Origin of the sequence: Streptomyces aureus (assembly GCF_000725495.1) — a bacterium.
Lineage (GTDB): Bacteria > Actinomycetota > Actinomycetes > Streptomycetales > Streptomycetaceae > Streptomyces > Streptomyces aureus_B.
This window is the reverse complement of record NZ_JNZD01000013.1, coordinates 255,475-268,901: the sequence shown is the minus strand read 5'-3', so window position 1 is coordinate 268,901 and position 13,427 is coordinate 255,475. Positions and strand designations below refer to the sequence as shown.

At 73.5% G+C, this 13,427-nt stretch carries 10 protein-coding genes; 9 read left to right on the top strand and 1 reads right to left on the bottom strand.

What is annotated here, in order from left to right:
• Positions 1 to 29: 29 nt before the first annotated feature.
• Positions 30 to 521, top strand: coding sequence for a hypothetical protein (locus IO36_RS19670; protein WP_037621582.1), 492 nt, complete (start codon positions 30 to 32; stop codon positions 519 to 521).
• A gap of 45 nt (positions 522 to 566) precedes the next feature.
• Here IO36_RS19670 and IO36_RS19665 read toward each other — a convergent pair whose 3' ends face one another.
• Complete coding sequence (locus IO36_RS19665) at positions 567 to 1,577, bottom strand: Gfo/Idh/MocA family protein (RefSeq protein WP_037621580.1); 1,011 nt, start codon at positions 1,575 to 1,577, stop codon at positions 567 to 569.
• Between the two features lie 116 nt (positions 1,578 to 1,693).
• Between IO36_RS19665 and IO36_RS19660 the strand changes: the two genes are divergently transcribed.
• From IO36_RS19660 to IO36_RS44670, 8 genes are all read left to right on the top strand, one after another.
• Positions 1,694 to 2,443 carry a GntR family transcriptional regulator gene (locus IO36_RS19660; protein WP_037621578.1) on the top strand — a complete coding sequence of 250 codons (750 nt, stop codon included), beginning with the start codon at positions 1,694 to 1,696 and terminating at the stop codon, positions 2,441 to 2,443.
• A gap of 222 nt (positions 2,444 to 2,665) precedes the next feature.
• Positions 2,666 to 3,670 carry a sugar ABC transporter substrate-binding protein gene (locus IO36_RS19655; protein WP_037621577.1) on the top strand — a complete coding sequence of 335 codons (1,005 nt, stop codon included), beginning with the start codon at positions 2,666 to 2,668 and terminating at the stop codon, positions 3,668 to 3,670.
• On the top strand, positions 3,667 to 4,722 hold the full coding sequence (locus IO36_RS19650; RefSeq protein ID WP_037621575.1) for an ABC transporter permease: 1,056 nt from the start codon (positions 3,667 to 3,669) through the stop codon (positions 4,720 to 4,722). Before IO36_RS19655 ends, IO36_RS19650 begins: the two co-directional genes overlap by 4 nt.
• Positions 4,723 to 4,733: 11 nt before the next feature.
• Positions 4,734 to 5,537, top strand: coding sequence for an ATP-binding cassette domain-containing protein (locus IO36_RS19645; protein WP_037621974.1), 804 nt, complete (start codon positions 4,734 to 4,736; stop codon positions 5,535 to 5,537).
• A gap of 129 nt (positions 5,538 to 5,666) precedes the next feature.
• Positions 5,667 to 6,854 carry an ROK family glucokinase gene (locus IO36_RS19640; RefSeq protein ID WP_037621573.1) on the top strand — a complete coding sequence of 396 codons (1,188 nt, stop codon included), beginning with the start codon at positions 5,667 to 5,669 and terminating at the stop codon, positions 6,852 to 6,854.
• A complete protein-coding gene (locus IO36_RS19635; protein ID WP_037621572.1) occupies positions 6,851 to 7,432 on the top strand; it encodes a hypothetical protein in 582 nt (193 codons plus the stop codon). Before IO36_RS19640 ends, IO36_RS19635 begins: the two co-directional genes overlap by 4 nt.
• 231 nt (positions 7,433 to 7,663) lie before the next feature.
• Positions 7,664 to 10,645 carry a DEAD/DEAH box helicase gene (locus IO36_RS19630; RefSeq protein WP_245173349.1) on the top strand — a complete coding sequence of 994 codons (2,982 nt, stop codon included), beginning with the start codon at positions 7,664 to 7,666 and terminating at the stop codon, positions 10,643 to 10,645.
• 26 nt (positions 10,646 to 10,671) lie between these two features.
• Complete coding sequence (locus IO36_RS44670; protein WP_245173348.1) at positions 10,672 to 13,359, top strand: SWIM zinc finger family protein; 2,688 nt, start codon at positions 10,672 to 10,674, stop codon at positions 13,357 to 13,359.
• The last annotated feature ends 68 nt before the right edge of the window (positions 13,360 to 13,427 follow it).

Sequence of the window (13,427 nt, the reverse complement as noted above, 5' to 3'; positions counted from 1 at the left end):
GGCCGGGTGCCGCCTGGGGAGGGGGGACCGTGCTGCGTACGGCGTCGATCACCGCTGAGCTGACCGGTCTGGACGGGCGCCACCAGCTCTACTGGCGCTCCCGGCTGGAGTTCAGCCTCGACTGTTTCGTCTGCGAGCGGCTCGGGCGGACGACGGTGTTCGAGCGCGGGGCCGAGCGGGCCCTGTGCTCCGGCAGCCGGAGCGGGTTCAAGAGCCACCACACCGCCGCCCGGATCGCGGGGTTCGACACGACGAGCGGCCGGGACCGGATCGCGGTCCGGGCCCTGGTCGACTTCTGGTGGGCGCCCTTCACCGACACCCGGGACGGCGGCAGGTCCGCCGCGCCCACCAGCCACCCCTGGGTGCGGTTCCATCTCGGCTACCACTGTCCGGAGGCGAAGGAGTCGGGGACGGACAGCCTCCAGACCAACCTCGTGCGGCCGCACCGCCTGACGTGCAAGCACTGCGAGGGTCCGCTCGGCGTGGACGGGGAGGCCCCCGCCGTCCGGCTTCTGGGCTGAGGGATCGCGGGGGCGACTCCGGTCCGCCGGCTGGTACGGACGAGGTCAGCGTCCGCCCGGGATCTCCGCCGGCGACACCGGGCGTCGCTCGCGCCGGGACAGCTCGCAGGCCTCGGCGATACGCAGCGCCTCCAGCGCCTCGCGGCCGTCGCAGGGATTGGCGCGCTCACCGCGGACCACCTCGACGAACGCCGCGAGCTCGGCCTCGTAGGCGGGTCCGAAGCGCTCCAGAAAACCCGTCCACGGCTTGTCCGCGGGCGGTGGGCCGGCCGGTTCGGTGGAGGCGATCGGCGTGCGGTCGTCCAGGCCGACGGCGATCTGGTCCAGCTCGCCGGACAGCTCCATGCGGACGTCGTAGCCCGCTCCGTTCATCCGGGTCGCGGTCGCCGTCGCGAGCATGCCGTCGTCGAAGGTGAGGACGGCCGCGCCGGTGTCGATGTCGTTGGCCTCGCGGAACAGCGCGGGCCCGGCGTCGGAGCCGGCCGCGTACACCTGGACGACCTCGCGGCCGGTGACCCAGCGCAGCATGTCGAAGTCGTGGATCAGACAGTCGCGGTAGAGACCGCCGGAGAGCGGGAGGTACTCGGCCGGGGGCGGCGACTGGTCGGAGGTCATGGCGCGGACGGTGTGCAGCCGGCCGAGCCGGCCCGAGCGCACCGCCTCACGGGCGGCCGTGTAGCCGACGTCGAAACGGCGCTGGAAACCCATCTGCAGAACGGTCCCGGCGGCATCGACCTCCGCGAGCGCCGCCAGCGTGCCCGCGAGGTCGAGGGCGATCGGCTTCTCGCAGAAGACCGGGAGGCCGGAGCGGGCCGCCCGGCCGATCAGTTCGGCGTGGGCCGAGGTCGCGGCGGTGATGACCACCGCGTCCACGCCCCAGGTGAAGATCTCGTTCACGGTCGGCGCCGCCGTCGCGCCCAGCCGGTCCGCCAGTCGCTGGGCCCGCACGGGATCCGCGTCCGTGACGATGAGGGAGCCGCCGACCTCACGGTGACGGCTGAGAGTGGCCGCGTGGAATGTGCCGATACGGCCCGCTCCGATGAGTCCGATGCGCATGGGACCAAACTGCTGCGCGACCCGAGGCGCTGTCAATGGTTTGTCCGGACAATCGAACCTCGCAGCTTCCCGTCAACATCTCCCGGGGCTACGCTCGATCCGTGGCCAAACCAGAGGTGGATCCGACCGTGGCGCTCCGGCTCGGCGTCGACCGCACCAGTCCGGTCCCGCTGTACTTCCAGCTGGCACAGCAGCTGGAGGCCGCCATCGAGACCGGGGCGCTGACCCCGGGCAGCCTGCTCGGCAACGAGATCGAGCTCGCCGGACGCCTCGGCCTCTCCCGTCCCACCGTCCGTCAGGCCATCCAGTCCCTCGTCGACAAGGGGCTGCTCGTGCGGCGCCGGGGCGTCGGCACCCAGGTCGTGCACAGCCAGGTCAGGCGGCCCCTGGAACTCAGCAGCCTCTTCGACGACCTGGAATCGGCCGGCCAGCGCCCCGCGACCCAGGTGGTCCTCAACACCGTCGAACCGGCGTCCACCGAGGTGGCCGCCGCCCTGTCGGTCGCCGAGGGGAGCGAGGTCCACCGCGTCGAACGCCTGCGCCTCGCGCACGGCGAGCCGATGGCGTACCTCTGCAACTTCCTGCCCCCCAAGCTGCTGGAGCTCGACAGTGACCGGATGGAGGCGACCGGCCTGTACCGGCTGATGCGTGGCGCGGGGATCACCCTCCACAGCGCCCGCCAGTCCGTCGGAGCCCGTGCGGCCAGCGCCGACGAGGGCGAGCGGCTCGGCGAGCCGGCCGGGACCCCCGTCCTCACCATGCAGCGCACGACCTTCGACGACACGGGCCGTGCCGTCGAGTTCGGCACCCACATCTACCGTGCCTCGCGCTACTCCTTCGAGTTCCAGCTCCTCGTAAGGCCCTGAGGGCGAGTTCCAGCTCCTCGTGCGGTCCTGGGGCCGAGTTCCGTCCCTCGTAGGGCCCTGGGGGAACGGCTCCCCGGTCGTGATTTGGGCGGATGGTCCCAATGATCGATACTTGGTCGTTTGGGCCGGTACGAAACCGGTTCCCAAGGGCCCGCGGAAGGGCCCCCGGGCCGGTTCGCACGGCCCGGCAGACCAGGAGCACGGCAAGAAGGGCACGGCCTCGTGGCACGGACACGGACCTGGGTGGGCATCGCGCTGGCGGGGGCGCTGACGGCGTCCCTCGCGGGATGCAGCAGCACCGGGGGGAAGCGAGCCGAGGACGCCCGCAGAGCGGCGGCGGCCGAGGGGAGGGCCGCGGTGAACACGCCCCGGTGGACCTTCGCGATGATCACGCACTCGGGCGATGGCGACACCTTCTGGGACATCGTCCAGAACGGTGCGAAGCAGGCCGCCGTCAAGGACAACATCAACTTCCTGTACTCGCACGACGACGAGGCACAGCAGCAGGCGCAGCTCGTCGACGCCGCCGTCGACAAGAAGGTCGACGGCATCATCGTCACGCTCGCCAAGCCCGACGCGATGAAGGCCGCCGTCGCGCGCGCCCGCAAGGCCGGCATCCCGGTGATCACGGTGAACTCCGGGTCCGCCGAGTCCAAGGCGTTCGGCGCCCTCACCCACATCGGCCAGGACGAGACGATCGCCGGCGAGGCCGTTGGTGACGAGCTGAACCGGCGGGGCCGCAAGAAGGCCCTGTGCGTCCTGCACGAGCAGGGCAACGTCGGACACGAGCAGCGCTGCGCCGGTATCAGGAAGACCTTCCACGGCACCGTGCAGAATCTGTACGTCCAGGGCACCGACATGCCGGGTGTCCAGTCCTCGATCGGCTCCAAGCTCCAGGCGGACTCCTCGATCGACGCCGTCGTCACGCTCGGCGCGCCGTTCGCGGACACCGCGGTCAAGGCCCGGCAGGACGCGCGCAGCAAGGCCGAGGTCGACACCTTCGACCTGAACGCCAAGGTCGCCGCCGAGCTGAAGGACGGCACCCTCGGCCTCGCCGTCGACCAGCAGCCCTACCTCCAGGGCTACGAGGCCGTCGACCTGCTCTGGCTCCACAAGTACAACGCCGACGTCCTCGGCGGCGGCAAGCCCGTCCTGACCGGACCGCAGATCGTCACCAAGGACCAGGCCTCCGAGCTGGAGCAGTACGCGGGGCGGGGGACGCGATGACCGCCACGGCACCCGCTCCGGCTCCCGGCCCCCGGACCGACGAACGCCTCCTGAGGACCTCGCCCCTGCGCAGGCTGCTGAGCCGCCCCGAACTCGGCTCCGTCGTCGGCGCGGTCGCGGTCTTCGTCTTCTTCGCCGTCTTCGCGGACAGCTTCGTCCGGCCCGCGAGCCTCAGCACCGTCCTGTACGCGGCGTCGACCATCGGCATCATGGCCGTCCCGGTCGCGCTGCTGATGATCGGCGGCGAGTTCGACCTCTCCGCCGGTGTCATGGTGACCAGCTCCGCGCTGATCTCGTCGATGTTCAGCTACCAGATGACCGCGAACGTCTGGGTCGGCGTGTTCGTCTCGCTGGCCGTCACCCTCGCGATCGGCGTCTTCAACGGGGTCATGCTGACCCGCACGGACCCGCCGAGCTTCATCATCACGCTCGGCACCTTCCTGATGCTGACCGGCATGAACCTCGGCTTCACCAAGCTGATCAGCGGTACCGTCTCCACCAAGTCGATCGCCGACATGGAGGGCTTCTCCTCCGCCCGGGCCGTCTTCGCCTCGACGGTCACGATCGGCGGCGTCGACTTCAAGATCACGATCCTGTGGTGGCTGGTCCTGGTCGCCGTGGCCACCTGGATCCTGCTGCGCACCCGTGCCGGCAACTGGATCTACGCGGTCGGCGGTGGCGAGGAGGCGGCCCGCGCGGTCGGCGTCCCGGTCGACCGGACCAAGATCGGCCTCTACATGGGCGTCGCCCTCGGCGCCTGGATCTCCGGCCAGCACCTGCTGTTCTCGTTCGACGTCGTGCAGTCGGGCGAGGGCGTCGGCAACGAGCTGATCTACATCATCGCCGCCGTCATCGGCGGCTGTCTGATCACCGGCGGCTACGGCTCCGCGATCGGCGCGGCCGTGGGCGCGCTGATCTTCGGCATGGTCAGCAAGGGCATCGTCTTCGCCGAGTGGAACCCGGACTGGTTCACGTTCTTCCTCGGCGTGATGCTGCTCCTCGCGACCCTGCTCAACCACTGGGTCCGCAAGCGCGCGGAGGCCGCGAAGTGACGACGGAGAACATGAACGAGGAAACCGCCGCGCGGCGCCCGGCGCTCGTCGAGCTCGACGACGTCAGCAAGTACTACGGGAACGTCCGCGCCCTCGAAGGGGTCTCGCTGGAGGTCCACGCGGGGCACATCACCTGCGTCCTCGGCGACAACGGCGCGGGCAAGTCCACCCTCATCAAGATCATCGCGGGCCGGCACCGGCACGACGGCGGGGCGCTGCGGATCGAGGGCGAGGAGACCCGGCTGGCGTCCCCCCGCGAGGCCCTGGACCGCGGCATCGCCACCGTCTACCAGGACCTGGCCGTCGTCCCGCTGATGCCGGTCTGGCGGAACTTCTTCCTGGGCTCCGAGCCCCGCAAGGGCTTCGGCCCGTTCAAGCACCTCGACGTCGAGCACATGCGGCGCACGACCCACGCGGAACTCCTGCGCATGGGCATCGACCTCCGGGACGTCGACCAGCCGATCGGCACCCTCTCCGGAGGTGAGCGCCAGTGCGTCGCGATCGCCCGCGCCGTCCACTTCGGCGCCAAGGTCCTCGTCCTCGACGAGCCCACCGCGGCCCTCGGGGTGAAGCAGTCCGGTGTGGTGCTCAAATATGTGGCCGCCGCACGGGACGCCGGACTGGGTGTTGTATTTATCACCCATAATCCGCATCACGCCTATTTGGTCGGTGATCGTTTCGTGCTGCTGAAGCGGGGCACCATGTCGGGCAGCCACACCCGCGACGGGATCACCCTGGACGAGCTGACCCGCCAGATGGCGGGCGGGAGCGAGCTGGAGGACCTCCGCCACGAGCTGGAGAACCGAGCCGGCTGAGGGGTGCGGGCAGGTGACCCGGACGGCTGCGCGGACCGGCCGGACCGGGTCACAAGGGGCCCACACGTCACAGGCGTCACCGTGCTTCCACGATGCGGCGCCGGTGCGGCGTAGGGCAGAATCGGCGCGATGAGCACCTACCGCGACCTCGCGCTGCCCCGAGCGCTCGGCTCCGCACGCGCGGCGGGCACCCCCATGGGCTCCGCGCGGGCCACCGTCCTGCGGACCGTGGGCACCCGCGAGCGCCGCTCCCACCTCACGGCACCCCGCGTCCCCACCGTCGGCATCGACATCGGCGGCACGAAGGTGATGGCGGGCGTCGTGGACGCCGACGGCAACATCCTGGAGAAGGTCCGCGCCGAGACGCCGGACAAGTCCAAGAGCCCCAAGGTCGTCGAGGACACCATCGTCGAGCTGGTCCTCGACCTCTCCGACCGGCACGACGTGCACGCCGTCGGCATCGGGGCGGCCGGCTGGGTCGACGCGGAGCGCAACCGCATCCTCTTCGCCCCCCACCTGTCCTGGCGCAACGAGCCGCTCCGCGACCGGCTCGCCGGACGGCTCGCGGTCCCCGTCCTCGTCGACAACGACGCCAACGCAGCCGCCTGGGCCGAGTGGCGTTTCGGCGCCGGCCGCGGCGAGGACCACCTCGTGATGATCACGCTCGGCACCGGCATCGGGGGCGCGATCCTCGAGGACGGCCAGGTCAAGCGCGGCAAGTTCGGGGTCGCCGGCGAGTTCGGCCACATGCAGGTCGTGCCCGGCGGCCACCGCTGCCCGTGCGGCAACCGCGGCTGCTGGGAGCAGTACAGCTCCGGCAACGCGCTGGTCCGCGAGGCCCGCGAACTCGCCGCCGCCGACTCCCCGGTGGCCTTCGGGATCATCGAGCACGTCAAGGGCAACGTCGGTGACATCACCGGACCGATGATCACCGAGCTGGCCCGCGAGGGCGACGCCATGTGCGTCGAGCTCCTCCAGGACATCGGCCAGTGGCTCGGCGTCGGCATCGCCAACCTGGCCGCCGCGCTCGACCCCTCCTGCTTCGTCATCGGCGGCGGCGTGAGCGCCGCCGACGACCTGCTGATCGGTCCCGCCCGCGACGCCTTCCGCCGGCACCTCACGGGCCGCGGCTACCGCCCCGAGGCGCGGATCGCCCGCGCCCAGCTCGGACCCGAGGCCGGCATGGTCGGCGCCGCCGACCTCGCCCGTCTCGTCGCCCGCCGCTTCCGGCGCGCCAAGCGCCGCCGGGTCGAGCGCTACGAACGCTACGAGCGCTACGCCGAGGCCCGCCGCACGACCCAGCAGGAGACGCAGTGACCGCCTCGCTCCCCCGTCAGGCGACGTCCCCGGACGAGCCCCAGCGGCCCCCCGAGGACCCGCGCCACAGGTTCCGCCGCCGCGCCCTGACCCTGCTGATCATCGTGCTGCTCATCGGGGTGCCGGCCGGCTACCTGGTGATCTCCGCCGACCAGAGCCGCAACAGCGGCAAGGACAAGGAGAAGAAGTACTCGGCGACCGGCCTCACCGCGGGCTGGCCCTCGCGCGTCCAGCGCCGTCTCTACCAGGTGCCGATCCCCGGCAAGTCGACCGACGTCGCCTACTACGAGACGAACAACTGGAAGACCAGCCGGCTGTACGTCCAGTTCGGGACCACCCAGGCCGGCCTCGACCAGTTCCTCAAGGGCGTCGGCACCTCCCGCTCCGCCCTGAAGAAGGACCACCTCACCATCAGCGACCGCAACCAGAACGTCGTCGGCTGGGAGTTCACGGGGGTCGGCCCCTGGTGGGGGCTCGTCCACAAGCAGAAGGACCCGGCGCCCACCCAGGACATAGTGGTGAACGGCTCGGAGACGGACCACCCCATGGTGTACATCGTCTCGCGCACGATTCCGTAGCCGGGGCGGTCCGGAGCGCGGCGGTTCGGGCCGGGCCGCGACGGCTCCGGCGGGGGCTCGAAGGCCCCGGGCCGGGCGGTCCGGCCTCGTACGGTCCGGCTTCGCTCGCGCCGGCCCGGGTCGACCCGTCCCGGGCCGGGGCCGCCCCGCACGGCCGTGGGAGCCGGTTGTCAGACCCCGCCCGTAGAGTCGAAGACAACTGATTCGACCGACGGGCGGGAGGTGGGGCGTATGCGCGAGGGCATGGACGTGGCGACGGCACGGATGCCTTCCGTCGGCGCGCCCTCGGCCCCGGCGCGCTCCGCGCCCGCGGCCGATCCCCGCAAGCACGAGGCCGCCCGCACCCTCCCGAGCCGCCCGCCGTCCGCACGGCTCGCCGCCGTCTTCCTGCCCGCCTCCCTGCCCCGCGAGGGACGTGTCGCCTTCTGGGACCCGGAAGGGGAACCCCTGCCCACCGGGGACACCCCGCTGTCGGAGGACCATCCCGCGGGCGCCACCGCGCCCGCACCCGAGCCGGGGACGGCCGCCGACGAGCACACCGAACTGACGGTCGTACGACCGCACGGTTCGGGCGTCCGCCGGGGCACGGTCCCCGCCCGCGTCCTCTCCCTGGCCGAGGCCCTGCCCCTGTTGTCCGGGGCCCGGCGGGACCCCGCGGCCCACCCCGCCACCGCCTGCTGGGGCGCCGCCGCCCTCCACGCCCTGCGCCTGGTCGCGCGCGGACGCCTGCTGCCCGGGATCACCCCGGACGGCTTCGACGCCTGGCGCGCGGGCCCCCTGGACCCGGAGGACATCGCCCACCTGCGGTCGCTCGCCGAAGCCCTTCCGTACGAGGGACACGCCGTCCCCCTGCCCGGCAAGGGGCCGATCCGGCTGCCCGAGCCGGAAGCCCTGATGCGATCCTTCCTGGACGCGGTCGCCGACACCCTGCCCCGCACGCCCGCCGCTCCGTACACGGGCGGCAGGCCCTTCGCCGCCCGCGCGCCGCAGCGGCTGACCGGCGCCCAGGACTGGGCCGCCGAGGTCGCCGCCGGCATGGACGCGGGCGTACGGATCTCGCTGCGGCTGGACCTGTCCGCCCATCAGCTCTTCGACGACGGCGAGGGCGCACGCCGGGCGGGCGCCGCCGTCGTCCAGGTGCACAGCCTCGCCGACCCCACCCTCGTGGTCGACGCCGCCGCCCTGTGGGCGGGAGACGCCGACACCGTGTTCGGACCCCGCGCCCACGTCGACGCAGCCCTCGCCGTCCGGCGCGCCGCCCGGGTCTGGCCGCCCCTCGACCGGCTGTCCGAACAGGACGTGCCGGACGTGCTCGCCCTCTCCGAGGAGGAGCTGTCCGACCTGCTCGGGGTCGCCGCGACCCGGCTCGGCGCGGCCGGTGTCGCCGTGCACTGGCCCCGGGACCTGGCGCAGGACCTGAGCGCCGCGGCGGTCGTCCGTCCCGCTCCCGGATCGGCGACCGACGGGACCGGCTTCTTCGAGAGCGAGGAACTCCTCCAGTTCCGGTGGCAGCTGGCCCTCGGCGGCGATCCGCTGAGCGAGGCCGAGATGGACGCCCTGGCCGAGGCCCACCGGCCGGTCGTCCGGCTGCGCGACCAGTGGGTCCTCGTCGACCCCGCCCTCGTCCGCAAGGCCCGCAAGCGCGAACTGGGACTGCTCGACCCGGTGGACGCCCTCTCCGTCGCGCTCACCGGAACCGCCGAGGTCGACGGCGAGACGGTCGAGGCGGTGCCGGTCGGGGCCCTCGCCGTGCTGCGCGACCGCCTCACCGCGGGCGTGACCCCCGTCGAGCCCCCGCCCGGCCTGGACGCCCGGCTCCGGGACTACCAACTCCGCGGTCTCGCCTGGCTGGACCTCATGACCTCCCTCGGCCTCGGCGGCTGCCTCGCCGACGACATGGGCCTCGGCAAGACCGTCACGCTCATCGCGCTCCACCTGAAGCGGGCCCGCAGCGAACCGACGCTGGTGGTCTGTCCCGCCTCCCTCCTCGGCAACTGGCAGCGGGAGATCACCCGTTTCGCGCCCGGAGTCCCCGTGCGCCGCTTCCACGGCCCCGACCGCACGCTCGACGGACTCGACGGCGGGTTCGTCCTCACCACGTACGGCACGATGCGGTCGGCCGCCGCCCACCTCGCCGACCAGCCCTGGGGCATGGTCGTCGCGGACGAGGCACAGCACGTCAAGAACCCGTACTCGGCCACGGCGAAGGCCCTGCGGACCATCCCGGCCCCCGCGCGGGTCGCACTCACCGGCACCCCCGTGGAGAACAACCTCTCCGAACTGTGGGCGCTGCTCGACTGGACGACCCCGGGGCTGCTCGGCCCCCTCAAGTCCTTCCGCGCCCGGCACGCCCGCGCCGTGGAGAACGGCGAGGACGAGGAGGCCGTGGCCCGGCTGGCGCGGCTGATCCGCCCGTTCCTGCTCCGCCGCAAGAAGTCCGACCCCGGCATCGTCCCCGAGCTCCCGCCGAAGACCGAGACGGACCACCCCGTCCCGCTCACCCGCGAACAGGCCTCCCTGTACGAGGCGGTGGTCCGTGAGTCCCTGCTGGCCATCGAGACCAGCGACGGCATCGCCCGCCGGGGACTGGTCCTGAAGCTGCTGACCTCGCTCAAGCAGATCTGCAACCACCCGGCCCTGTTCCTGAAGGAGGAGGCCCGGCAGGCCGCGCTCGGGACCTCCGCCCGCTCGGGCAAACTGGCCCTGCTCGACGAACTGCTGGACACCCTGCTCGCCGAGGACGGTTCGGCCCTCGTCTTCACCCAGTACGTGGGAATGGCCCGCCTGATCACCGAGCACCTGGCGGCCCGCGCCGTCCCGGTCGAGCTCCTGCACGGCGGTACGCCGGTCGCCGAGCGTGAGCACATGGTGGACCGGTTCCAGAGCGGGGCGACGCCCGTCCTGGTGCTGTCGCTCAAGGCGGCCGGGACCGGTCTGAACCTCACCCGTGCCGGCCATGTCGTCCACTTCGACCGCTGGTGGAACCCCGCGGTCGAGGAGCAGGCCACCGACCGCGCCTACCGTATCGGCCAGACCCAGCCCGTCCAGGTGCACCGGCTCATCACCGAGGGCACGGTCGAGGACCGGATCGCCGAGATGCTGGAGGCGAAGCGGGCTCTCGCCGACGCGATCCTCGGTTCCGGCGAGGCGTCCCTGACGGAGCTCACCGACCGTGAGCTGTCCGACCTCGTCTCGCTCCGGAGGACGGCATGACCGGGACCGGGGGAGAGGAGACCGGCGTGCCCGGGGCAGGAACCGACGCACCGGCCGACGGCGCCGGTCCGAGCCGTCCGGCGAACGGCGACCGCCCCGCAGACGAGGCCCGCCGGGCCCTGCGCGCCGCCCGGAAGGCCGCGGCGGCCGCGACGGACGATCGTGCGGGTGCGGGTGCGGGTGCGGGTGCGGGTGCGGGTGCGGGTGAGCGGGGTGGCGTTGTTGGCGGCGCCGGCGCCGGTGTGCCGGGCGAGGGGGAGGTGGTGGGCGGTCCGCCGTCCGCCTCGTCGGCCCTGACCCCGACCCCGTCGCCCGGTGCCCCCGGCGTACTCGACGCCTCCGACTCCGACGCCTCTGACACACCCGGCGCCTCCGACGCCTCTGACATGTTCGACGCCTCCGACGCACCCCCGAAGGGCGCCGCACCGGGAACGCGGCCGGGCGACGCGGCCCGTGAGGCTCTGCGCCGGGCTGCGGCGGTGGATTCGGTCCCGGCGGGGGTGGATTCGGCCCCGGCGGCCGTGGACTCGGCCCCGGCCGCTCCCGCCGGCGCGGAGGCCCGGAGCGGCGCGCGCCCCGGTGACATCGCCCGTGAGGCGTTGCGTGCCGCGCGGGAGGAGGCGCGCCGGCTTCGGTCCACGGAGGCGGACGGCGGCGGTGAGCGGTCGGCGGAGTCCGAGGACGGGGGACCAGGTCAGAGGCGCCGGTCCGCCCGGACGTCTCCGTCCGGAGCCCGGGGGCGACGGGGGTCCGCGCACCCCACGCCCAGCGACCGGGCGTCCCAGCAGCGCCGGCTCAACGACCTGCTCGCGGACGCCTTCCGGCTGCCGCCCGACGTGGCCGCCGAAACGGGGGAACCACCTCCTCCGGGGGCGGACACCGATGCCCAGGCGACCACACGCGAGCGGCACGTCGACCGCAGCTCCGGTCGACGCGGACGCCCCCCGTACGCGGAGTTCGCGGAGGGCCCCGAGCACATGGAGAGCCCCGAGCACTCCACGTCCTCCGCGCACCCTGAACACCCCGACCACAGCCGGCACTTCGCGCGCCCGGCACGCACCGGAGGCTCTCCGCGGCCGGGGCATCCGGCGTACCCCGAGGACTCCTCGGACCTCGTGCTGCCCCAGCACCCCCCACACGCCGAGGACGCCGCCCACCCGGGGCACCCGGCCCGTCCCGAAGAGCCCGCGGACCCCGGACACCCGGCGCCCGCCGGAGACCCTCCGCATCTCGAAGACCCTCCGCACCAGGTGTCCGAAGAGGAGACGGCGGCCGACGAGCCGTTCACGGTCGGCTCCCTCGTCTCGGGGCTCTTCACCTCCGAACCCCGCACCGGGGCAACGGAGTCGGCGGAATTCCCCGAGCCCCCGGAGCCTCCGGAGCCCTTCGAGTCCCCGGTGTCCTCCGCTCCACGGGCCGGTACCGCCCCCGCCGAGCGGCTTCCGCGCTCGATGGGATCCCCGGGCCGCGACGGCGAGTTGCGCCGTACGTTCCCCGCCTTCCCCGCACGGGTCAGCGACGAGGGCGCGTTCGCGGAGACGTGGTGGGGCAACGCGTGGATCACGGCGCTGGAGGAAGGGGCGCTGGACGCGGCACGGCTGGCGCGCGGGCGGACGTACGCCGGGCGCGGACACGTCGACGCCGTCACCGTCACGCCGGGTCTGGTCCTCGCCTATGTCCACGGGAGCCGGCCGAGGCCGTACCGCGTCCAGATCAGGGTGCGGACGCTGACCGACGGCGACTGGGACCGGTTCGTCGACGCCGCCGCCGAGCGGCCCGGGCACATCGCGGCGCTGCTCGACAAGGAGATGCCCAAGTCGCTCGCGGACTGCGGTGTCCCCCTGCTTCCGGGCCCCGGCGAGCTCGAACCGCATTGCAGCTGCCCCGACTTCGGGCACCCCTGCAAGCACGCGGCGGCTCTCTGCTATCAGACGGCGCGGTTGCTCGACCAGGACCCCTTCGTCCTGTTCCTGCTGCGCGGCCGTGGCGAGCGCGGGCTGCTCGACGCGCTCTCCCGGCGCAACGCCACCCGCGCGGCCCGCGCCGCCCAGGACCGGGAACCGGCCCGGCCGGCCGGCGTCCGCGCCAGTGACGCGGTGGCCCGGCGCGCGCTGCCGCCCCTCCCCGCTCCGCTGCCGCCGCCCGCGCATCCAGGGCAGCCGCCGGCCTACCCGGGCGTACCGGGCGGCCCGGACGCGTTCGCCCTGGACCAGCTGGCCACGGACGCGGCGGCCCGCGCGCACGCGCTGCTGACCTCGGGCCGGGACCCGGTCGCGGAACTGACCCTGTGGCAGGACGCGGTGCGCGTGGCCGCGGCCCGCCCGGGATCGGGGCTGACCGCCGCCACCCGCGCCCTCTACTCCTCGCTGGCCTCCGCGACCGGCCGTACCCCGGCCGATCTGGCCCGGGCGGTCGCCGCCTGGCGGCAGGGCGGGTTCGAGGCGCTCAGCGTGCTGGAGGAGCCTTGGGACCCCCCGGCGGGCCGGTTCGACCGGGCCCGGCCGCTGCTGATGGCCGCCGACTTCCCGGCCTTCAGACCCTGGCGCAACCACCTCACCCACCCGCGCGGCCACGCCCAGCTCCGTCTCGGCCGCAACGGCCTGTGGTACGCCTACGAGTCCGAGCCGGGCCACGACGACTGGTGGCCCCGCGGCACACCGGACCTCGACCCGGTCGGCGCCCTGACCGGCCTCGGCGCCCCCGGCGAGCTCTGACGCCCGGCCGCCGGGCCGGGTACCTTCGTGTACGTGTCAAACGAGACGGCGCTCGGCTTCCGCGATCC

Coding starts and splice junctions, on each gene's coding strand:
- IO36_RS19630 (WP_245173349.1), top strand. CDS start 7,664: ATGCGCGAGGGCATGGACGTGGCGACGGCACGGATGCCTTCCGTCGGC.
- IO36_RS19645 (WP_037621974.1), top strand. CDS start 4,734: ATGAACGAGGAAACCGCCGCGCGGCGCCCGGCGCTCGTCGAGCTCGAC.
- IO36_RS19665 (WP_037621580.1), bottom strand. CDS start 1,577: ATGCGCATCGGACTCATCGGAGCGGGCCGTATCGGCACATTCCACGCG.
- IO36_RS19650 (WP_037621575.1), top strand. CDS start 3,667: ATGACCGCCACGGCACCCGCTCCGGCTCCCGGCCCCCGGACCGACGAA.
- IO36_RS19640 (WP_037621573.1), top strand. CDS start 5,667: ATGAGCACCTACCGCGACCTCGCGCTGCCCCGAGCGCTCGGCTCCGCA.